This is a genomic window from Halodesulfurarchaeum formicicum (assembly GCF_001886955.1).
Classification (GTDB): Archaea; Halobacteriota; Halobacteria; order Halobacteriales; family Halobacteriaceae; genus Halodesulfurarchaeum; species Halodesulfurarchaeum formicicum.
Map to the genome: position 1 here is coordinate 1,974,038 of NZ_CP016804.1, position 19,385 is coordinate 1,993,422.

The window sequence follows — 19,385 nt, forward strand, 5'->3', positions numbered from 1 at the left end:
CCGGGGTGAGAATCGACACGCGTGAACGGGCAGGATCTACTGCGGACGCTCCGAACGGGGTTCGTGAGCGGCGTGGTCGTCGTGGCCCCGCTCGTGGTCACCTGGCTCGTGCTGTCCGTCCTCTTTGGCTGGCTCGTCTCCGCGATCGATCCCCTGCTCGTACTCTGGCCCGGCGAGACCGGGTTCGTCGAGAACGCCGTGGCCCTGGTCTTGCTCGTGGGAGTCATCACCGGACTCGGAATCGCGTTTCGACGGGGGACCGGCGACGAACTAATCGTCCAGTTCGATCACGTCATGGAGCGGATTCCGATCGTCCGCACCATCTACTCGCCGACGCGTGAGGCCTCGACGGCCCTGCTGAAACACGGCGACCAGTTCGAGCGAGTCGTCCTCGTCGAGTGGCCACGGAAGGGTGTCTACACGCTCGGATTCGTGACCGACGAGACCCCGGATCGGCTCTCGACCCGGCTTCCGGAGTCGGAGTACGTGGACGTCTACATCCCGATGAGCCCGAACCCGATGGGCGGCTATCTCACCATCGTGGCCCGCTCGAAGGTCATCGCGACGGAACTCTCGGTCACCGAGGGACTCCGGATCGTCGTGACCACCGGGCTCTACGGGGACCGGGAGGCAGACCTCCCCTAGCGCTCCCGGCGCAACCGTGCCAGCACGAAGGGCTCGTCGAGTTTCCCGAGGAAGGTACCGAGTTTCGGCCCCTCGGGCTGGTCGAAGAAGAGTCGATACCCCGTGGCGAAAAAGTCCCCGACGTCGATGTCGTGTCGGCGAGCCGTCTCGTAGATCTCGCCCTGGATCTCCTCGGGGCTGGCCCCCGCCTCGATGAAGTCCGCGAGGTCGTCCAGGGCCGCCGCCGTCGGCTCGTCGATTTCCACGGTGGGCATCGAGGCCCGCTTGAGGTCGTAGTTGAAGGCGTTGTCAGTCCGACGGGCCCACTCCCGGGCTCGCTCGACGCGGTCGAGGGCCGCCTCGATCGCCCACTCGGGGGCGTCGTCGGGAATGTGGCCCTCCCGTCGCGCGATCTCCTCCCGAAGCGCCTCGTCCTCGGTCATGCCAAGGACCGCGGCAAAGGAGAAGGGAATCCGGATCCGCTCGGGGCGGATCGAGTCCACGAGGAAGGGATAGACCCGCTCGGCCCGCTTTCGTTCGTCCTCGCTTGCGTCCTCGATCTCGTCGAAGTAGATCGCCTCCAGGCGGTCGAACTCCGCGACCAGCTGGTCGGCATGTTCGATCGAGAAGTCCCTGGCCTTCCGGGGGTCCTTGCTGAAGAAGTACTTGACTACCGGCACTTCCAGAAACTCCAGGACCTCCGAGACGAGGATGACGTTGCCCGCCGAGGAGGAGAAGGGCGCGCCGTCGAGGGTGAACCACTCGTAGACCATCGGCACCGGGGGCTGGTGGTCGAAGATCGCCCGGGAGATCTCCGCGCCGCTGGGCCAGGACCCCTCGGCGTGGTCCTTGCCGAAGGGCTCGTGGTCCACCCCCAGCAGTTGCCACTGGGCCGGCCACTCGAACCGCCAGGGGAGTTTCCCGTTTCGGAGCGAGGTCGTGCCCTCGTGTCCACAGCCCTCGATGACCTGGTCGCCGGCCTCCATATCTGTACATCGGTACGAGACCGTACCCGCCTCCAGGTCGACGTCCGTCACCGTCTCGGTAATCTGACCGCAGTTCTCACAGATCGGGTTGAACGGGACATACTCCGCGTCGACTTTGTCCTGGTAGGCCGCGAGCAACTCACGAGCCTCGTCGGCCCGTTCGAGGACCGTTCGCGTGGCGGCCTCGAAGGCGCCGTCCTCGTACTGCTCGGTGTTCGAGATCATCTCCACCGGGATGTCGAGTGCCGCCGCCGACTGCTCCACGAGGCTCGCGAAGTGCGCGCCATAGGAGTCACAGCAGCCGAAGGGGTCGGGAATGTCGGTGTATGGCTTGCCCAGGTTCCGGCCGAGCGCCCCGGCATCGACGGCTCCCAGGTCGACGATCTCCCCGTCGAGAGCGGCCAGCTTCCGCGGAAGTTTGCGAAGCGGATCCCGGTCGTCGCTGGTGAAGACCTGCCGGACCGTATAGCCCCGTTCGCGGAGCACCTCGGCGACGAAGTAGCCCCGAACGATCTCGTTCATGTTGCCGAAGTGTGGGACCCCCGAGGGCGAGATGCCACCCTTGATGACGATGGGTTCGGTCGGCTCTCTGGCCTCGATCAGGTCCGCAACCGTATCGGCCCAGAAGACCCGCCGGGAGTCCACCGAGTCGAGGACATAGGGGTCTGTCTCGTCGGGCATGGGTGAGTGCTCGTCAGACATCACTGCCACTCGGGGAGCATCGTTTGCGCGCCGTCGGCCGTCACGTCGGTCCCGTCGTGGTCCCCGCGGAGCACTGCGTCGACGAGCCGATCGGGGTCGGTCCCGTCGAGCACGATGGTTCGCATCCCGGAGCGCTCGATTAGTTTGGCCGCCAGCAGGTCGACCGGGGCCGAACTCCCGGCGACGAGTTCGGTGTCGACGATCACGTCGATCAGTTCCTGGGGCGTCATGGCCTCGATGTGCCGGGCCGTCTCATCCTCGTCCGGGTCGGCGGTGAACACGCCCGGCACGCTCGTGGCATAGACCAGGAGGTCGGCCTCGACGTACTCCGCGAGCGCTGCGGAGACGGCGTCGGTCGTCTGACCGGGGGTGACCCCACCCAGCACGGGCACGTCGCCCCGCCGCATCGCTTCCAGGCCGCCCTGATAGCTCTCGATCGGGGCCGGCGCGGCAATATCGTCAAGCGCCGCGATGAGCAACCTGGCGTTGAGCCGGGTGACCCCGATCCCGATGTCGTCCAGCGCGATCTCGTTTTCCCCGAGGTTCCGGGCGGCCTCGATGTACTCGCGGGCGACCGACCCGCCACCCACGACCACGCCGAGGTCGATCCCGGTCGCGTCCAGTTGTTCGATGGCGTCAGCGTGACCCTGCACGACCGACTCCTCGAGGTCGGGCGCGAGAACGCTGCCGCCGATAGAAACCACCACCCTCATTGGGCCCTGCTAACCCGGTAGCGGTCTTAAGGATTGGTATCCCCACCGCCGCGTACGACACCTACAAACCGCGCCCGCCCCTGCGTGGAGATATGTACCCACTGGGGATCGTCACGGGGCCGGAAACGTCCCCCGACAGCGTCCTCGAACCGGTGCTGGACCGTCTGGAAGCCGAGGGATCGGTCGGCGTCGTTCGGCCCGGCGACCCAACAGCCGAGCGGACCGTCTACGAGGTCGGCGAGGACGGCTGGGCGGCCCAAGGTGAGGGCCTGGACGCCGAGAGCGCGCTGTCGACGGTGGCGACGGCCCACGACTACGGCCTGCTCGTCGATTTCCCGGACGCGGCAGTCCCACAGATCGCCGTCGGGGCAGTCGACATCGAGGAGCCAGCCATGGTCGCCGAGTCACCACAGGCCCTCGATCTGGACGCCGTCGTCTCGACTGCCGAGGCGGGCGAACCGATCGAGACACTTGACAGCCTGATCGCACGAGTGAAGGCGTCCCCCAAAGCCGAACTCTCCGGAGCAATCGCGACCTTCACCGGGCGAGTCAGGGCCAAAGAAGACCCGGATGACGATCCGACCGAATCGCTGACCTTCGAGAAGTACGAGGGCGTCGCCGAGACCCGCATGGCCGAGATCGAAGCCGAGTTGACCGACCGGGATGGGGTCTACGAGGTCGCGATGCACCACCGGGTCGGGCGGATCGAGCGCGGCGAAGACATCGTCTTCGTCGTCGTGCTGGCCGGGCACCGCGATCAGGCCTTCGAGGCCGTGGAGGCGGGGATCAACCGGATCAAGGACGAGGTTCCGATTTTCAAGAAGGAGACGACCGTCGCTGAGGAATTCTGGGTTCACGAGCGCGAGCACTGAGGAGGCTCCCATTTTTCCGCTTACGGATGCAGAACGCTTTGTAAAACGTCTCGAACGTTCTGAGCAGTTTATAAAACGTCTCAAAAGGATCGAGTCGGCGTGAAAGTGACCGAATTTGATCGAACGTTCACCCCGCTATAAGATGCCGGCCACAGTAGGGGTATCTGTATGAGCCCCTCCACGACCACCACTGCCGAACCCAAGGAAGCACGGCTCCGCTCCTACCTGCGGGAGAAGGCGACCGACGGCGAGCTCTACTTCAAGAGCAAGTTCATCGCCGAGGACGTCGGCCTCTCGCCGAAGGAGATCGGTGCGCTCATGGTCAAACTCAAGGAGAGCGCCTCGGACCTGGAGATCGAGAAGTGGTCGTACACGAGCGCGACGACCTGGCGTGTCAGTCCCGCCTGAACAGTCCCCCTCCCTGAGTTCCCCGTTCGCGGTCGGCCAACAGTTTCCCACCGGGACGTTTTTGCGAGCGAGAAGCCCACACACAGACATGGACGACACAGGCCCCGAGACCGACGACCAGGCGGGGGCCGACTCGCTGCGCTGGCGAACCGAATCGCGGTCGACCGCCTACACCTGCCCGGGATTCTCGATCGTGCACGAGGAGATCACCCTGCCCGACGGCACCGAGACGGACTTCGATTACCTGCACGACGCGCCGAGTGTCGTGATTTTGCCGTTCACGCCCGAGGGCGACCTCGTTCTCATCGAGGAGTGGCGACAGGCCGTCAAGGGGCTGACCCTCGGATTCCCGGCTGGCGGGGTTGAACCGGGCGAAGAGCCTGCTGTGGCCGCCCGGCGAGAACTCACCGAGGAGACGGGCTACGTGGCCGAGGCGCTTACCGCACTCGACAGCTTCGAGCCGGCGACCGGCATCACCGACGCCGTCTTCCATTTCTTCGTTGCGACGGGCTGTGAGCCCACGGGAACACAGGACCTCGACGAAAACGAGAGCATCCGGGTGACGACGAGCACGCTCGGCGCGCTTCTGGAGCGAGTGCTGTCCGGGGACCTCCGGGACGGACGGACCGCCCTCGGGCTCCTGCGATACGTGGCCGAGCAGGAAGACCAGGTGACGGTCGCGCCGCCCACAACAGAACGGGTTTGACCGCGCGGGGCCAATGGCGGGCAATGACTGCGCCCTTCGAGATCCGGCAGCAGGACGCGGCCGGCCGGATCGGCGAGCTAGCGGTCCCCCGCGCCGACCGGACCGTCGAAACCCCGGCACTGTTGCCAGTGGTCAATCCCCACTATCGCACCATCGACCCTGACCGGCTTTCGGCGTTCGGGGTGCAGATGCTCATCACGAACTCCTACATCATCTACCAGGACGAGGACCTCCGCGAGCGGGCTCGATCCGAGGGGCTCCACGAACTGATCGGCTTCGACGGGCCGATCATGACTGATTCGGGCTCCTTCCAGCTCGCGGAGTACGGGGACATCTCGGTGACGACCGAAGAGATCCTCGAGTTCCAGGCCGAGATGGGCTCTGACATCGCGACCCCGGTGGACATCCCGACCCACCCGGACGCCGACCGGGAGACCGTCGAATCGGACCTGGCGGAGACCGAACGCCGGCTCGCGATCGCGGAGTCGGTGGACACCGGCGACATGCTCGTCACGGCCCCGGTCCAGGGCGGAACGTTCCCCGACCTCCGCGAGCAGGCCGGGGCGAACGCGGCGGCGACAGATCTCGACGTGTTCCCGGTCGGGGCGGTCGTCCCCCTCCTGAACAACTACCGCTACGCGGAAGCGGTCGACCTGCTCGCCGCGGCGAAACGCGGCCTCGGCCCGTCCAGGCCGGTCCACCTCTTCGGGGCCGGGCACCCGATGACCTTCGCGTTGATGGTCGCGATGGGCGCGGACCTCTTTGATTCGGCCGCCTACGCCCTGTTCGCCCGGGACGAGCGATACCTCACCGTCCGCGGGACGAAGCATCTCGAAGACATCGAGGAGTTTTCCTGTACCTGTCCGGTCTGTGCCGAGCACGACCCGGCTACGCTCCGGGACGCCGACGAGACGACCCGGACCCGGCTGCTGGCCGAACACAACCTCCACGTCTCGATGGCCGAGATGCGGCGGATCCGGGAGGCGATCCGTGAGGGGTCGCTGCTCGAACTGGTCGAATCCCGAGCCCACGCCCACCCGAGCCTGCTTGATGGCTATCGCACCCTGCTCGATCACGTCGAGCAACTGGAGCGGGCCGACCGGGCGAGCAAGTCGACTTTCTTCTACCTCTCGGAGGACAGCGCCCGCCGCCCGGAGGTCAGGCGCCATCACGACCGGCTGGGCCGCCTGGACGCCGAGGGCCCACTCTTGCTCACTGAAGGACAATCCGACGACGGCTACGAGGATTCCTGGCGGATCAAGCCACCGTTCGGCCCGGTCCCGCCGGCACTCTCGACGACGTACCCGTTGACGGCGGAGGTGCCCGAGCGCATGGACGATTCGGGGTACGTGGCCGCGGCTCGCGGCGTCAAACGGCTCGTCGAGGCCAATCCCGAGACCAAATTTGTGGTCGCACAGTTCGACTGGCCCCGCGAAGCGATCGAAACCCTGCCGGCCCGCGTGACGGTCGAAGATCTGGGGTCGGGGATGGGAAGATAGTTCCCGACCGGGGCCCCAGAGGCGGACATGACCGAGTACTTCGAGGTCCTCGACCGGGACGGGCCCGCCCGACGGGGCGAGCTTCGGCTGACGGAGCCCCGGGCGACCCCTGGCCTGGTCGGCGACACGCTGGCCGACGCCGGGAGTCTCTGGGCGGCGGATCGAACTGTCCCCGAGGGAGACCCGGCGAAACTCACGGTGCTCCCCCACCGGGCGTTCCCCGCCGGCACGCCGGCGGACCTGCAGTCCGCCATGGACGTTCCCGCCCCCGAAATCGACGGCCCGAGTGCCGCCGTCGTCTCGCCCGAGACCGTCGCGGACCTCGGTACTGACGCCTACGTACTCTCCGCCCCCGGCCAACTCGTGGGCCACGCGCGAGCGCTCGTGGAGACGCTTCTCGACGTGCGACGGACGATTCCCGACGACGCTGCCCTCGTGGTGTCGGGGATCGCCACGCCGGCGAACGTGGGACTGTTGGCCTACGCTGGGGTGGATCTCGTGGACGACCATCGGGCGGTCCTGGCGGGGACCGAGGGTCGCTATCTCGATTCGACGGGCGAGACGTTCCTGGAGGATCGCGCGGAACTCGGCTGTGCCTGTCCGGCCTGTCAGGGCCCGCGTGCGGAGTTTACCCGAGCGGACTGTGTCGACCACAACGTCGCAGCGCTTCGGGCCGAACTGCGGCGAGTTCGCGAGCGGATCCGAGCCGGGACGCTTCGTGAGTACCTCGAAGGCCAGGTCAGACACGAGCCCTGGCTGACCGCGGCGCTCCGGCGACTCGACCAGGAGGGAACCTACCTCCGCGAGCGGACCCCGCTCTTTCGGGGCAGCGAACTCCTCGCGACGACCGAGGACTCGCTGTTCCGGCCCGCGGTGGCCCAGTTCGCCGATCGAGTGGCCGAGCGGTACACGAACCGCTTTTCGGACGTGCCGCTGTTGCTCGTCCCCTGTTCGGCCGGCAAGCCCTACAGCGACTCCAAGAGCCACCGGCGATTCCAGGAGGCCGCTCGCTATCGCGCCCACAAGGTCTCGCTGACTTCGCCACTCGGGGTCGTCCCGCAGGAACTCGAACTGACCTACCCGGCCCAGCACTACGACGCCGCCGTCACCGGATCCTGGAGCGAGACCGAGATCCAGGTCGTCGCCGACCGGCTACGGACGTATCTGGAGCGGACCGACTACCCGCGGATCGTCGCTCACGTCCCCGAGGACGGCTACCGGGAGATCGTCGAACGGGCCACGTCGGGGATGGACCTGCCGGTCACCGACACCGTTTCGGGCCACCCCACCGACGGCGACTCGCTTTCCGCACTGGGTGAGGCCCTGGAGGGTGAGCGGACGATCCGCGTCGAGGAGAAGGAACGGGCGACCCTGCGGGCGATCGCCGACTACCAGTTCGGAGCCGGCGCGGGCGAGGAGCTATTCGATGAACTGACACTCCAGGGGCGCTACCCCCGGCTCCAGGCACTCGATTCCGATGGCGACCAGCTGGCGGCCCTGGTGCCCCAGTATGGCACCCTCGCGCTCACGCTCGCCGGCGCACACGCCTGGGCCGAGAGTTCGATCGAGACAAAGCACGTCGAGATCGACGCGTTCCAGCCCCACGGCAGCATCCTCGCGCCGGGGATCCGCACGGCCGAGTCCTCGATTCAGGTGGGCGAAGAGGTGCTCTTCGAGGGCCCCCAGGCCTTCGGAATCGGCCGGGCGACGATGCACGGAACCGCGATGGAACGGAGTACGCGAGGCGAAGCCGTCGACGTGCGACACACCGAGCCGATCGACTGACTCGATATGGATACCTTTTCGGTCGTTGGATTCCTCGGTTGAGTCATGGCGATCAATCTCGGCTACCTCGGTCTCGCGGCGCTCGGCTGGGTGGTGCTCCTGGCGAGTCTGTACTTCGTCATGAACGTCCGCCCCTGGCACTATCCGGTCCGGTACGTCGAGTTCGACTTCGGCGTGCGGGAGGCGACCGAAAAACTGCTCAGTCGCGGCCCCTCGGGCAAGCAGCGCGGCCCCGAGGAGCAGGAGGCCGAGGAGGCAGAGACGTTCTGGCAGCGCGTGAAGATGGGCCTGTACACCTACCCCGTCCGACCGTCGAAGCTTCACTGAACTGATTTTCGTCGGGCGATGATCGGCCCGGGCGTCAATCGCCCCCGACGCGGCCCTTTTGTGCCTGGGGGACCCATCCGTGGGCATGGAAGACATTTCACTCGGTGTCCCTCGCCAGATCCTCGAGTCGCTTCCCGAATCCGAAGACGACGCGGCCGCGGACATGCAGTCGGCCGTCGCGGCCTGGGAGAACCGCCTCAACCGATTCATCGAGGAGGCCACCACCGACCAGGAGGCCGCCAGCCGGGTCGTCGACGTCCTCGAACGCTTCGAGGACCGCCAGGAGGAGTACGACGAGTTCGTCGCCGAACTGCGTGCCTGGGGCCAATCTCCGATCTATGCCATCGGCTGGCGGAACCTCTATGCCGACCTGATCGCCCAGATCCACGAGCACGAGGAGATTTCCGCGCTCATCGATCGGGAGCGAAACGCCCGCCTGGTCGAGGACGGCATCCGCCTGGAGGACACCGAGTAGCATGGAACTCGAAATCCGGCTCTTTGCCACGTTCCGGGAGGCCGTCGGGCAGAAGACCATCACCCGGACGTTCGAAGCGCCGGTCACGGTGGGTGCGGTTCTTAAGTCCCTGGAAGCCGAGTTCCCGGACCTCGAAGGCGAAATCCTCGACGAAGACGGGCTCCAGCCACAGCTCAACGTGCTCAAGAACGGGCGGGAGATCTCCTATCTCGACGGCCTGGAAGAGGGCCTGGAGGAGGGCGACCGGCTCTCGGTCTTCCCGCCGGTGGCGGGTGGCTAGATGCGCGTCGAGCGGACGTTCCGGGGCATCACCCCCGATCTGGTCCGCATCTACCTCGAATCGGTCGGGGCCGAGACAGTCGAAGACGAGCGGGCGACTGGACCTGGGTGGGAGGCTGAGTTCGCCGCCGAGAAGATCGCGATTGGCCCCTCGATCGAGTTGACCGAGATAACGATCACCTTCGAGGGCGAGGAAGCCGTGCTCGAAGACGTCGTCGAGACGTTCGCTCGAAAGGCGGTTCGGTCCGGCGGGTGAACCGCCACCGCTAACCGAGCAGCGGTTCTGGGACCAGGCATGAGCCATCCCCACCTCGATGTCCTCTTCGAGGACGAGTTCTCCCGGTTCGTGGCCGACCGACTTACTCCATCAATCGTCGTGAACGCCTATCGTGACCGTATCAATCTGGGGATCCGGTCGGCCGATGAGTCCGTCGACGTGTTCGTCGGCGGCCTCTCGCCCAGTGACGCACGGTCAATCGCGGCCGCCCTGACCGAGGCCGCGGATGCTGTCGAGCGCGGTGCCCAGGACGAGACGGGGGCGACCTGGACCGCCCTCGAAGCCGATTCGAAAGGCTAGTCCCAGCCGTCGATGGGCTCCTCGACGTAGTGATCGTTCGCGGGGAACTCTCCGTTTTGTACCTCCTCGCGGAAGCCCTCGACGCCTTTCTCCATCTCTGATTGCACGTCGGCGTACTGCTTGGCGAAGGGCGGGACCCAGTCGCCCACACCCAGCACGTCGGTGATGATCAGGCCCTGGCCGCTCACGTGCGGGCCGGCCCCGATTCCGATCGTCGGGATCGAGAGGGCCTCGTCGATGTGTTTGGCGACGTTCGCCGGAATGTGTTCGAGCAGGAGCGCGAACGCGCCGGCTTCCTCGTGGGCTTTCGCGAGTTCCAGGATCTCCTCGGCCTCCTCCGCGTCGGTCGCCCGACGGGTCAGATCGCCGGTCTCGTTGACACTCTGGGGGTTCAAGCCGAGGTGGGCCATCACGGGGATGCCGTTTTGCACCAGTCGCTCGGTCAGTTCGATAGTGTGGGGGCCGCTCTCGTGTTTGATCGCCTGTGCGCCGGCCTCCTTTATCATCCGCCCGGCCGTCTCGATGGCCTCGTCGGGGTCGGCCCCGTAGCTCATGAAGGGCATGTCAGCGATTACCAGCGACTCGTCGGTCGCCCGGGTGACCGCGCCGGTGTGGCTCAGGATCTCCTCGACGGTCACGGGAAGGGTCGAATCGTACCCGAGCATCGTGTTGCCGACGCTGTCGCCGACGAGGATGATGTCGATACCGGCCGCCTCGAGTGCAGCGGCAGTCGGTGCGTCATACGCCGTCAGAAAGGTCAGCGGGTCGTCGTCCGCGTCGTGGGAACGAATGTCAGCGACGGTGGGCATGTTTCCCACCAATCAATGCGCTCTCTTAAGGCCCCTGTCTTCGGTCGACTGGGCGTGGTTAGTCGTCGGCGGAGGCCGCACCGCCGACGCCAGTCCCGGGTCCGACTTCGATTCCGAGTTCGTCGAGTTTCTCCTCGGGCACGACGCCGTCTTCCCAGCCACGGACGTCGTAGTACTCGTCTTTGAGGAGGTCCATCTCGACCAGTTCGCCCTCGGCGGCCCCGGAGCCGGGGATGGCGTCTTCGGAACCCTCGATGAAGCGACTCGGGAGGGTATCGTCCTCGCCGTCGAAGCCGTTGAGGTTGTTGTAGTAGCGTTCGAGCGTGTAGATGCGCTCGCCGGCCTCGTTGAGTTCCTCCTCGGTGAGGTCCCGGCCGGTCATGCCGTTGTACTGCTTGGTGTACTCCTCGATGCCCTCGGCGAAGGCGCTGAACTTGCAGATGTCAAAGGAGTCAGAGACCGCATGCAGGTCCTGGAAGACCGTCAGAAGTTCGCCCTTGCCCTCGGCCTCGATGGGGTCGACCTGCTCGGGGATGCCCAGGACCTCCGCAGCCGGCGTGTACCCGCGAAGGTGACACGCCCCGCGGTTCGAGGTCGCATAGCCGATGGCCATGCCCTTCATGCCACGCGGGTCGTAGGCCGGGATGGTCTGGTTCTTGACATCGAGCCGGGTGTCATGGGCATCCAGACGTTCGGCGGCCCCGGCCGCGCCCTCGGCGAGTGCGTCGGCGAAGTCGTCCTCGCGACGACCGATCCGCTCGATCAGGCCGATCATCTGGTCGGCGTCGCCCCAGTCGATGGTGTCCTCGACGTAGCCCTTCTCGTCCATCTCCATGGCCATGGCCATCATGTTCCCGGTCTCGATGGCGTCGATGCCCATCTTGTTACACCGGTCGATCATGACCGCCAACTTCTCCACGTCGTCGTTCATGGAGTTCGGGCCGAAGGTAAAGGCCGGCTCGTACTCCAGGGACTCCATCCGCACACTGATGTCCTCGCCGTCGACGGTGGTCTCGACCTCGACTTCCTTCTTGCAGGCGACCGGGCAGGAGTGACAGGTCGGCTCGTCGACCAGAATGTTCTCCCGGACGTACTCCCCGGAGACGTCCTCGGCCTCCATATTGGGCTCTTCGGGGTCGTCCTCGCGCTCGGCACGGGTCGAGGTGTACTTCCCGTTCCGGGTCGGCAGGGCGTCGATTTCCTCGGTGAGGTTCATCAGGACGTTCGTCCCGTACACCGAGAGGCCGCCCTCGTTGGGCGCCGTGACATCGGATCCACGGACCGCGTCCATGGCCTGACCGGTGCCGTCCGCGAAGGCCTCGGGGTTGGCCGGATCCAGCATGTCCGTTTTGGACTTGACCATGACCGCCTTGAGGTTCTTCGATCCCATGACACAACCCGTGCCACCGCGACCGCTCGCACGGTCGTCCTCATTGATGATGCAGGCGTATTTCACGCCCTCTTCGCCGGCCGGGCCGATGCCCATGTAGCTCAGGTTCTTGCCGTACTCGCCCTCGACTTCCTCCTCCAGGACCTCCCGGGCCTCGTGGGTGGTCATGCCCCAGACGTGGGAGGCATCACGGAGTTCGACCTCACCGTCCTCGACGACGGCGTAGACCGGTTCGTCGGCCGAACCCTCGAAGACGAGGCCGTCCAGGCCGGCCCACTTGAGCCGGGCCCCACTCCAGCCACCGTGGTGGGAGTCAGTGACGGTGCCCGTCAGCGGGGACTTCGTGACGACGGCGATTCGGCCCGACATGACCGCCCGCGAGCCCGTCAGCGGGCCGGTCATGAAGGTCAGGATGTTCTCCTCGCTTTCGGGGTCTACCGCCGGGCCGTTGTCGAAGACGTATTTGACACCGAGGCCACGAGCCCCGATATACTTCTTCGCGTCCTCGTCCGGGATGCTCTCGTAATCCACCGCCCCGTCTGTCAGGTCGACGCGGGCGACACAGTCGTTAAATCCGCCAAGTTCGGTCATGAGTAACCTCCACTATTCATCCACGGGCGGAGATGGGGTAGTCCTTGCCGTCAGTATGTAACGAATACCCGTTACGGGCCGCGAGCGACGGCACTTTACGCGCCGACGCGTAGAGTGCATCAATGGCCGAATCGCGACCGGAATACGACTACGGGAACCACCTCGACGCGCTCAACCGGGCCACCGGCCGACTTCGGTCCCGGCACGAGGGCGGGGACCCGACCCAACCGACCCGGACCTGGCTCGACGAGGATCTGACACCCGACGGGCTCAGGTCCTCGCTCACGATCATCCTCGACACCGGCGGGTGTCGCTGGGCACGGGCCGGGGGCTGTACGATGTGTGGGTACGTCTCGGAGTCCGAAAACGCCGAGGGCGTCAGCCACGAGGCCCTGCTGGCTCAGATCGAGACCGCCCTGGAGCGTGAAGCCGAACAGGCCGACGGGCCCGCGGACGTGGTGAAACTCTACTCCTCGGGGTCGATCCTGGACGACCGGGAGGTCGGCCCGGAGACACGAGCGGCCATCGCCGAGACCTTCGCCGACCGGGAGCGGATCGTCATCGAGACCCTCCCCGACTTCGTGACCGCGGACCGACTCGAACCGTTCCTCGAAGCCGGGCTGGCGACGGACGTCGCCGTCGGGATCGAGACCGCGAACGACCGGGTCCGCCGGGACGCCGTGAACAAGTACTTCGACTTCGAGGCGGTGGAGGAGGCCGCGGCCGTCGCCCGGGAGGCCGGCGCGGGCGTGAAGGGCTATCTCCTGTTGAAACCGCCCTTCCTCACCGAGTCCGAAGCCATCGAAGACGCCGTCGAATCGATCGAACGGGTCGCAGCGTTCGCCCACACCATCTCGCTCAACCCGACGACCGTGATGGAGGACACGCTCATCGAGGAGCTGTACTACGACGGTGGCTACCGGCCACCCTGGCTCTGGTCAGTCGCGGAAGTCTTGAACCGAACCGCAGACGTCGACGCCATCGTCGTCTCGGACCCGGTCGGCGCGGGCAGCGATCGCGGCCCGCACAACTGCGGGGAGTGTGATGAAACAGTCGAGCGGGCCATCGGGGACTTCAACCGGCGACAGGACCCGGCCGTCTTCGGGGAGGTGTCCTGTGCCTGCGAGCGGACCTGGGAGACCGTCCTCGAACGGGAACAAAGTTACAACATGCCACTCGAGAGGTGATCGACAGGACCTATCGAATTCCAGGAAATAGCAGGAGAACGTACCATTGATTGATTAGGGATGCGGTCGAACAGCATGGCTGCGGCTCACACGCCGCAGGGGAGACAGGTCATGACCGACGTCAGACGAGAGGGATACAGTTGTCCGGACGGCTGGTTCGAAGTCCGTGACGACGCCGGTCCACACTGCTGGATCGCCTGCCGCAATCCGGTCACTGTGGAACGGTAGCCGAGGCAAAGCCCGCAAGAATACCCCGCCCATCGGTCCCGCCGATGTCCGAGAGTGCGGCCCGTTCGGGATGGGGCATGAGGACGGCCACGTTTTCGCGCTCGCCGAGAATGCCAGCGACGTTGTCAGTCGAGCCGTTCGGATTCGCTTCGGCAGTGATTTCGCCGTCGGGGGTCGAGTACCGGAAGAGGATCCGGTCCTCGGCCTGCAGGTCCGCCAGGGCGTCCGCGCCGATCTCGAAGCGGCCCTCGGCGTGGGCGATCGGGAGTTCGAGAACTTGGCCTTCTTCGTAGGCCCGGGTCCACCGGGTGTCGGCGTTCTCCACGCGGACGTGGACGTGTTCACACTGGAAGCGGGCGCTCTCGTTCGTCGTGAAGGCCCCGGGGGTGAGACTCGCCTCGCAGCCGATCTGGGCCCCGTTGCAGATGCCCAGCACGGGCACGCCAGCCTCGGCCTGCTCCTTGACGGCCTGCATGATCGGAGCGCGGGCGGCCATCGCGCCCGCCCGGAGATAGTCACCGTAGGAGAAGCCGCCCGGAAGCATCACGCCGGTCGTGTCTGCTGGGAGACCGTCCTCGTGCCAGACGATCTCGTTGTCGATGTCCAGGGAGTCAAGCGCGCGGGCGGCGTCCCGGTCGCAGTTCGACCCGCCGAACCGGACGATTGCCACGGTCATCGCTCGGCGATCTCCACCGTGTAATCGTGGATCGTGGGGTTCGCCAGGAGCCGTTCGGCCATCTCAGCGGCCCGATCTTCGGCGGCGTCGGCGTTCGCGGCGTCCAGATCGATCTGGTACTGATCGGCCGAGCGGAGGTCCTCCAGTTCGAAGCCCAGGCGTTCGAGGGCGCGCTGGGTCGTGGTCGCCTCCGGGTCGAGCACGCCCCGCTTGAGACGAACCGTCACCGTGGCGGTGTAGGCGCTCATCGAGTTGACGTGCGCGATTGTGCTCAAAAACTCTTTTGGAACCGCCGGGTTAGCCCACGTTCCTGAATACCTACAGGGAGCGGAGATGATCCAGGACCGTCTCCAGGGGTGGCGCGTCGAAGCGGTCCCGGCCGAGGTAGGTGTTCGCGCCGGCCGCATACATGTTCGAGACGTGCCGGAGCACGTGTTCGGGCAGCGGTTTGGGCGAGATTTCGACTGATTCGCGCCAGTCCGGCTCCGCGCTCGCCAGGGCCTCGCGTTTGGCTTCTTTGACGGCCTCGACCCACTCCGAATCGGTCCGGCGGTAGTACTGGCGGATGACCTCCTTGGAGAGCTGGATGCCGTCCGCGCTGAAGCGGTTCTCGTCGAAGGTGCCGGCCACGTCCGCGACCAGCACCTCGCCGTCGTGATAGACACACTCGATCTTGCCGTCCTGGTGGGTGAACCCGACTCGATCGGCCCGCTCCGTAATGACGCGGTTGACCGTCCGGGCACAGTCCTCGAGCGCGTCGATGCTCGCCGGGCCGGCGATCTGTGCGGCCGCCTCGCGGTCGAGGTAGCGGTCCTGTTTCTCGTATTTGGTCGAGAACTCGACGATTGGCTCCTCGAGCGAGACGGTCTCTGCGGGCCAGGAGTCATAATCCAGGCCGTGATCGGCCGGCTCGGTCCGGCGGCGCAGGCTCGATCCGGGCGGGACGACGTTTCGAAAGACGATCTCCAGCGGCACGACCATGGGGCCACCAGCCGCGTGGTAGGCCTCGTAATCGTAGCCTGCCTCGGTGTGTGGCAGGTCCGGGACCTGGGCCAGATCGATCGCCATCTCGGTCGGGGGTTCCTCCACAGCCGCGAGTGGCAGTACCTCGCCGTCCTCGATCACGCCGCGATAGTGAGTCGAAACGCCTGCCTCCTCCAGGCGCTCGAAGTTGTACGCGCCCATCGCACAGAGACTCGCCCCTTTCTGTGGGATCTCGTCGGGCATCCGCCCCCAGTCGAAGACCGAGTAATCGTCGCTGAAGACGAACGCTCCCTGCCCGAGAGTCCCCTCCGAGGGCGGGGTCTCGACCCGAATGTCCTTGACGCTGGTCATACGCGCACCTGGGAGCGGGGGCCCCAAAGCGTTTCTCACCGACCCCGCGAACTTTTTGGGCTGTACCGAATACGCGACGCCATGGCAGACGGGCCCACGCTGCCGACCGGTGTCCCCCGCGAGCAGTTCGAATTCGAGGTCCGCCCGAACACCGACCAGTCCTTCGAGAACGCCCTGGCCCGGGCCCGGGCCGGGGACCGGCTCACCGTCGCCGATGCGATCGAGTTGCTCACTACCGGCTCGGATCGGCGGGGCATCGACCCCGAACGCCTGGAGGCGGTTGTCACCGCCGCCGATCACCGCCGCGAGGACGTCGTCGGTGACTCGGTCACCTTCGTCGCGAACCTCAACAACAACGTCACAACCGCCTGTGACACGGGCTGTCTGTTCTGCAACTATCGGGACAGCGCTCACACCTTCGAGACCGGCTACGACGGCGAGAATCGTGGCTACACCCGCTCGCCGGCCCAATCCCGGTCGCTCGTGCTGGAGGCCGTTCGACGCGGGATCTCGGAAGTCACCACCGTAAGCGGGCTCCATCCCGCCCTCGCGCTCGACGACGAGCATCGGGAGATCCTGGCGGCCGAATCCAGCCACTCCTACCGGCCGCCCGCGGCCTACCGCACCGATCCGGGAACCTACACCGGGCAGCTCCGGGCCGTGTCCGTCGACGGGCTTCACGTCCACTCGATGACGCCCGAAGAGGCCGATCACGCCCGTCGCGGGACCGACTGGGACTTCGAGACGGTCTACCGCCGGCTCGGCGAAGCGGGCCTCGATTCGGTTCCCGGCACCGCCGCCGAGATCCTAATCGAGGAAGTCCGGGAGGTCATCTGCCCCGGGAAGATCGACACCCAGGGCTGGCTCGACGCGATGGCAGGAGCGGCCGCCGCGGGCCTCCCGATGACCGCGACGATGCTGTACGGGCACGTCGAAAACGAGGCCCATCGGGCCAGGCATCTCGCCCGTATCCGGGAGTTACAGGACCGGACGGGAGCCATCACCGAGTTCGTCCCACTCTCCTTTGTCCATCACGACACCCCACTCGCGAGGCGGGGCCTGGTTTCGGGCGGTGCCACGAGAGCCGAAGACCGCCTCGTCGTGGCCGTTTCCCGGCTCTTCCTGGACAACATCGAGCACGTCCAGGCCTCCTGGGTGAAACACGGCGACGACCTGGCGAAGACACTCCTTGCTGGTGGGGCCGACGACCTCTCGGGCACGCTCCTCGCGGAGTCGATCACCAGCCGCGCCGGCGGGGACCACGGCGAGTTCCGCTCGGTCGCGGCCCTGGTCGACCTGATCGACGATCTCGATCGCGTGCCGGTCGAGCGCTCGACTGACTACGAGCGCCGTCACCGGATCGACCCGAAGCGAGAGCGGCCAGGCCCGGTATTGGGACCGCTCGCGGACGGAACACCGCTTCTGGCCCCGGGGGAGACGGTTCCCGAGCCCTAAGTTCGCGGGCCGTCCGTGTCGCCGATGATGGCACGGTAGTGCCGGCCAGCGGGAGTATCACCGTAGATCACTCGTCCCACTGGCTCGCCGATCCACTCGTTTTCGAGTCCGGACGCGGGAAGGAACCGCTCGCGGACGGGCAGCCGTTCGCGAAGCGCGATGCCCATGGACTCGACGGTCGCCGCCAGGTCACGGAACGCGGGCCAGGCGGCTTCGGGGTTCACGTGATCGACCGTCACCGGGGACACTCCGCCCAGATCGTCCGCGCCGGCCCGGAGGAGCGGTTCGACGGATGCGAGGTTCGGTGGGATCTGGACGGCGACCGCCGGGGGCAACGCCGTTCGAGCCATCGCGACGACCCGCCTGAGCGTGTCCGTTCCCGGTTCCGCGCCCTGCCAGCGCTCGTTTTGAGTCACCGGCTGGACGATCACCTCCTGGATGTGTCCGTACCGTTCGTGGAGTGCTCGAATCGCGAGCAGGCTCTCGGCCCGGTCGCGCCAGTCCTCGCCGATCCCCACGAGGATGCCGGTGGTGAACGGGACCGACAGTTCGCCCGCGGCGCGAATCGTCCGGAGTCGATCGGCCGGGGACTTGCCCCGCGGCCCCGCGTGGGCCGGTACCTCGGCCGTCGTTTCGAGCATCACGCCCATGCTGGCCATCACGTCGGCCACCGCAGCCAGTTCCTCGCGAGTCTGCTCACCCGGGTTGCCATGCGGGAGCAGGCCAGCGTCGAGGGCCCATTTTGCTCCGGCTCGCAGGTACTCCTGGACGGACTCGAAGCCGCGGGCGGAGAGGGCCTCGTGGATCGCCGTGTACCGCTCGTCCGGATCATCGCCGAAGGTGAAAAGCGCCTCCGTACAGCCCGCCTCGCGGCCGCGGCGAAGTTTCGAGCGGACCGCTTCCGGGTCCAGCAGGTCGGCCGCCCCCGGCGGATCGTAGAAGGTGCAGTAGCCACAGGCGTACCGACAGGCCGTCGTCAGCGGGAGAAAGACGTTTCGAGCGACGGTCACGGTTTCGGGTGGCTCGACTGCCGTGGGCTCGACCGCCAGCAGCGACTCGACTGCCGACTGGTCGATCGACAGGTCGAGTCCGGCCGCGGGAAACACGAGTTGGCTCTCGGGTGGCCGGCAGTTAAGTGCTCTCCGGTGGGACTCTCGTCACCGTTGGGCGGCCCGCAGTCGTCTCGATCCGGAACCCCGCCTCCCGAAGCCAGGCCACACTGTGGGGGCCGCCGTGGAGCAGCACCTCGATCAGATCCGCGGGTTCGTCCACGTCGGTCCCCAGCCGGAAGGAATCAATCTCGCCCACCTCAAGGGCTCGCTCCCCGGCGATTCGGCGGTGATCGCGAATCGACGCGCCGTGATAATCGACCGAGAACGAGTCCGTCCGGACGAGCATCGCGTTCGTCCCGCCACCGCGCCCCGGGGCCAGGACCACGTCGCCGGCGGTCGCCTGCAGGCGAGCCAGCGATTCCGGCTCGATGAGTGGCAGGTCGGCCATGACGACCGCAACTGGGGTCCGCTCCTCGATAGCGTCCTCGACCACCGCATCGAGGGGGCGATCGTCCACTCGAATGGGGGCCGACACAGTCGCCTCGGGTTCTTCAGTCGCGATCACCGTCGGTTCCAGTTCGGTGGGCGCCATCGCCTGCAGCACGTCACGCAACATCGCGATCGCGAAGTCCGCGCGCTCGGAGGCGGAGAGTACGGACCCGAGCCGTCGCTTGGGGGTGGTCGCGTCGAACGGAATGCGGGCCCGCAT

The 19,385-nt window shown here is 66.7% G+C and carries 22 protein-coding genes; 13 read left to right on the top strand and 9 right to left on the bottom strand.

The genetic code is table 11. The features are described 5' to 3' along the window. The first annotated feature begins 21 nt into the window (after positions 1-21). Positions 22-645 carry a DUF502 domain-containing protein gene (locus HSR6_RS10135; RefSeq protein ID WP_070365757.1) on the top strand — a complete coding sequence of 208 codons (624 nt, stop codon included), beginning with the start codon at positions 22-24 and terminating at the stop codon, positions 643-645. Here HSR6_RS10135 and lysS read toward each other — a convergent pair. Continuing rightward, positions 642-2,312: a lysine--tRNA ligase gene (gene lysS / locus HSR6_RS10140; RefSeq protein WP_070365758.1), complete on the bottom strand. Its 1,671-nt coding sequence runs from the start codon at positions 2,310-2,312 to the stop codon at positions 642-644. The genes HSR6_RS10135 and lysS overlap by 4 nt on opposite strands. Further along, entirely contained in the window at positions 2,312-3,025 is a 714-nt protein-coding gene (pyrH, locus tag HSR6_RS10145) for a UMP kinase (RefSeq protein WP_070365759.1), read from the bottom strand. The genes lysS and pyrH overlap by 1 nt, the downstream gene beginning before the upstream one ends. 92 nt (positions 3,026-3,117) lie before the next feature. Between pyrH and HSR6_RS10150 the strand changes: the two genes are divergently transcribed. The 10 genes from HSR6_RS10150 to HSR6_RS10195 all read left to right on the top strand — a co-directional run bounded on the left by HSR6_RS10150 (position 3,118) and on the right by HSR6_RS10195 (position 9,953). Next, complete coding sequence (locus tag HSR6_RS10150; protein WP_071933538.1) at positions 3,118-3,897, top strand: molybdopterin synthase; 780 nt, start codon at positions 3,118-3,120, stop codon at positions 3,895-3,897. A 168-nt stretch (positions 3,898-4,065) separates the two neighbouring features. Then, positions 4,066-4,305: a DUF7123 family protein gene (locus tag HSR6_RS10155; protein WP_070365761.1), complete on the top strand. Its 240-nt coding sequence runs from the start codon at positions 4,066-4,068 to the stop codon at positions 4,303-4,305. Between the two features lie 88 nt (positions 4,306-4,393). Next, positions 4,394-5,011 carry an NUDIX hydrolase gene (locus HSR6_RS10160; protein ID WP_070365762.1) on the top strand — a complete coding sequence of 206 codons (618 nt, stop codon included), beginning with the start codon at positions 4,394-4,396 and terminating at the stop codon, positions 5,009-5,011. 23 nt (positions 5,012-5,034) lie between these two features. Continuing rightward, positions 5,035-6,510 carry a tRNA guanosine(15) transglycosylase TgtA gene (tgtA, locus tag HSR6_RS10165; RefSeq protein ID WP_070365763.1) on the top strand — a complete coding sequence of 492 codons (1,476 nt, stop codon included), beginning with the start codon at positions 5,035-5,037 and terminating at the stop codon, positions 6,508-6,510. Between the two features lie 27 nt (positions 6,511-6,537). Continuing rightward, positions 6,538-8,295, top strand: coding sequence for an archaeosine synthase subunit alpha (gene arcS / locus HSR6_RS10170; RefSeq protein WP_071933539.1), 1,758 nt, complete (start codon positions 6,538-6,540; stop codon positions 8,293-8,295). A 45-nt stretch (positions 8,296-8,340) separates the two neighbouring features. Beyond that, entirely contained in the window at positions 8,341-8,622 is a 282-nt protein-coding gene (locus tag HSR6_RS10175; RefSeq protein WP_070365765.1) for a hypothetical protein, read from the top strand. A gap of 85 nt (positions 8,623-8,707) precedes the next feature. Then, complete coding sequence (locus tag HSR6_RS10180; protein WP_070365766.1) at positions 8,708-9,097, top strand: hypothetical protein; 390 nt, start codon at positions 8,708-8,710, stop codon at positions 9,095-9,097. Between the two features lies 1 nt (position 9,098). Beyond that, positions 9,099-9,377 carry a ubiquitin-like small modifier protein 1 gene (locus HSR6_RS10185; protein WP_070365767.1) on the top strand — a complete coding sequence of 93 codons (279 nt, stop codon included), beginning with the start codon at positions 9,099-9,101 and terminating at the stop codon, positions 9,375-9,377. Next, the gene (locus HSR6_RS10190; protein ID WP_070365768.1) at positions 9,378-9,632 is read left to right on the top strand and encodes a hypothetical protein; all 255 of its coding nucleotides are present in this window, start codon (positions 9,378-9,380) and stop codon (positions 9,630-9,632) included. A gap of 39 nt (positions 9,633-9,671) precedes the next feature. Next, entirely contained in the window at positions 9,672-9,953 is a 282-nt protein-coding gene (locus tag HSR6_RS10195; protein ID WP_070365769.1) for a hypothetical protein, read from the top strand. Here the strand turns inward: HSR6_RS10195 and panB are convergent. Both panB and HSR6_RS10205 read right to left on the bottom strand, forming a co-directional pair. Further along, positions 9,950-10,762, bottom strand: coding sequence for a 3-methyl-2-oxobutanoate hydroxymethyltransferase (panB, locus tag HSR6_RS10200; protein ID WP_071933540.1), 813 nt, complete (start codon positions 10,760-10,762; stop codon positions 9,950-9,952). The two genes, HSR6_RS10195 and panB, sit on opposite strands and share 4 nt — an antisense overlap. A gap of 58 nt (positions 10,763-10,820) precedes the next feature. Beyond that, entirely contained in the window at positions 10,821-12,743 is a 1,923-nt protein-coding gene (locus HSR6_RS10205; RefSeq protein WP_070365771.1) for an aldehyde ferredoxin oxidoreductase family protein, read from the bottom strand. A 122-nt stretch (positions 12,744-12,865) separates the two neighbouring features. On the opposite strand from HSR6_RS10205, the gene HSR6_RS10210 reads away from it, so the two are divergent. Next, a complete protein-coding gene (locus HSR6_RS10210; RefSeq protein WP_071933541.1) occupies positions 12,866-13,930 on the top strand; it encodes an archaeosine biosynthesis radical SAM protein RaSEA in 1,065 nt (354 codons plus the stop codon). Positions 13,931-14,141: 211 nt separating this feature from the next. On the opposite strand, the gene purQ is transcribed toward HSR6_RS10210, so the two are convergent. From purQ to HSR6_RS10225, 3 genes are all read right to left on the bottom strand, one after another. Further along, entirely contained in the window at positions 14,142-14,834 is a 693-nt protein-coding gene (gene purQ, locus HSR6_RS10215) for a phosphoribosylformylglycinamidine synthase I (RefSeq protein ID WP_071933542.1), read from the bottom strand. Next, positions 14,831-15,082 carry a phosphoribosylformylglycinamidine synthase subunit PurS gene (gene purS / locus HSR6_RS10220; protein ID WP_070365774.1) on the bottom strand — a complete coding sequence of 84 codons (252 nt, stop codon included), beginning with the start codon at positions 15,080-15,082 and terminating at the stop codon, positions 14,831-14,833. Before purS ends, purQ begins: the two co-directional genes overlap by 4 nt. A gap of 70 nt (positions 15,083-15,152) precedes the next feature. Continuing rightward, positions 15,153-16,169: a phosphoribosylaminoimidazolesuccinocarboxamide synthase gene (locus tag HSR6_RS10225; RefSeq protein WP_071933543.1), complete on the bottom strand. Its 1,017-nt coding sequence runs from the start codon at positions 16,167-16,169 to the stop codon at positions 15,153-15,155. An 81-nt stretch (positions 16,170-16,250) separates the two neighbouring features. Here HSR6_RS10225 and cofH point away from each other — a divergent pair, with 81 nt between their 5' ends. Next, the gene (cofH, locus tag HSR6_RS10230; RefSeq protein ID WP_071933544.1) at positions 16,251-17,624 is read left to right on the top strand and encodes a 7,8-didemethyl-8-hydroxy-5-deazariboflavin synthase subunit CofH; all 1,374 of its coding nucleotides are present in this window, start codon (positions 16,251-16,253) and stop codon (positions 17,622-17,624) included. On the opposite strand, the gene cofG is transcribed toward cofH, so the two are convergent. Both cofG and cofC read right to left on the bottom strand, forming a co-directional pair. Further along, positions 17,621-18,730: a 7,8-didemethyl-8-hydroxy-5-deazariboflavin synthase subunit CofG gene (gene cofG, locus HSR6_RS10235; RefSeq protein WP_071933545.1), complete on the bottom strand. Its 1,110-nt coding sequence runs from the start codon at positions 18,728-18,730 to the stop codon at positions 17,621-17,623. The genes cofH and cofG overlap by 4 nt on opposite strands. A gap of 25 nt (positions 18,731-18,755) precedes the next feature. Then, on the bottom strand, positions 18,756-19,385 hold the full coding sequence (cofC, locus tag HSR6_RS10240; RefSeq protein WP_071933546.1) for a 2-phospho-L-lactate guanylyltransferase: 630 nt from the start codon (positions 19,383-19,385) through the stop codon (positions 18,756-18,758).

Excerpts from the sequence above, each read along its gene's own strand:
- lysS (WP_070365758.1), bottom strand. The coding sequence starts at position 2,312 with ATGTCTGACGAGCACTCACCCATGCCCGACGAGACAGACCCCTATGTC.
- pyrH (WP_070365759.1), bottom strand. The coding sequence starts at position 3,025 with ATGAGGGTGGTGGTTTCTATCGGCGGCAGCGTTCTCGCGCCCGACCTC.
- HSR6_RS10150 (WP_071933538.1), top strand. The coding sequence starts at position 3,118 with ATGTACCCACTGGGGATCGTCACGGGGCCGGAAACGTCCCCCGACAGC.
- HSR6_RS10155 (WP_070365761.1), top strand. The coding sequence starts at position 4,066 with ATGAGCCCCTCCACGACCACCACTGCCGAACCCAAGGAAGCACGGCTC.
- HSR6_RS10160 (WP_070365762.1), top strand. The coding sequence starts at position 4,394 with ATGGACGACACAGGCCCCGAGACCGACGACCAGGCGGGGGCCGACTCG.
- tgtA (WP_070365763.1), top strand. The coding sequence starts at position 5,035 with ATGACTGCGCCCTTCGAGATCCGGCAGCAGGACGCGGCCGGCCGGATC.
- arcS (WP_071933539.1), top strand. The coding sequence starts at position 6,538 with ATGACCGAGTACTTCGAGGTCCTCGACCGGGACGGGCCCGCCCGACGG.
- HSR6_RS10175 (WP_070365765.1), top strand. The coding sequence starts at position 8,341 with ATGGCGATCAATCTCGGCTACCTCGGTCTCGCGGCGCTCGGCTGGGTG.
- HSR6_RS10180 (WP_070365766.1), top strand. The coding sequence starts at position 8,708 with ATGGAAGACATTTCACTCGGTGTCCCTCGCCAGATCCTCGAGTCGCTT.
- HSR6_RS10185 (WP_070365767.1), top strand. The coding sequence starts at position 9,099 with ATGGAACTCGAAATCCGGCTCTTTGCCACGTTCCGGGAGGCCGTCGGG.
- HSR6_RS10190 (WP_070365768.1), top strand. The coding sequence starts at position 9,378 with ATGCGCGTCGAGCGGACGTTCCGGGGCATCACCCCCGATCTGGTCCGC.
- HSR6_RS10195 (WP_070365769.1), top strand. The coding sequence starts at position 9,672 with ATGAGCCATCCCCACCTCGATGTCCTCTTCGAGGACGAGTTCTCCCGG.
- panB (WP_071933540.1), bottom strand. The coding sequence starts at position 10,762 with ATGCCCACCGTCGCTGACATTCGTTCCCACGACGCGGACGACGACCCG.
- HSR6_RS10205 (WP_070365771.1), bottom strand. The coding sequence starts at position 12,743 with ATGACCGAACTTGGCGGATTTAACGACTGTGTCGCCCGCGTCGACCTG.
- HSR6_RS10210 (WP_071933541.1), top strand. The coding sequence starts at position 12,866 with ATGGCCGAATCGCGACCGGAATACGACTACGGGAACCACCTCGACGCG.
- purQ (WP_071933542.1), bottom strand. The coding sequence starts at position 14,834 with ATGACCGTGGCAATCGTCCGGTTCGGCGGGTCGAACTGCGACCGGGAC.
- purS (WP_070365774.1), bottom strand. The coding sequence starts at position 15,082 with ATGAGCGCCTACACCGCCACGGTGACGGTTCGTCTCAAGCGGGGCGTG.
- HSR6_RS10225 (WP_071933543.1), bottom strand. The coding sequence starts at position 16,169 with ATGACCAGCGTCAAGGACATTCGGGTCGAGACCCCGCCCTCGGAGGGG.
- cofH (WP_071933544.1), top strand. The coding sequence starts at position 16,251 with ATGGCAGACGGGCCCACGCTGCCGACCGGTGTCCCCCGCGAGCAGTTC.
- cofC (WP_071933546.1), bottom strand. The coding sequence starts at position 19,385 with ATGCGGGCCCGCATTCCGTTCGACGCGACCACCCCCAAGCGACGGCTC.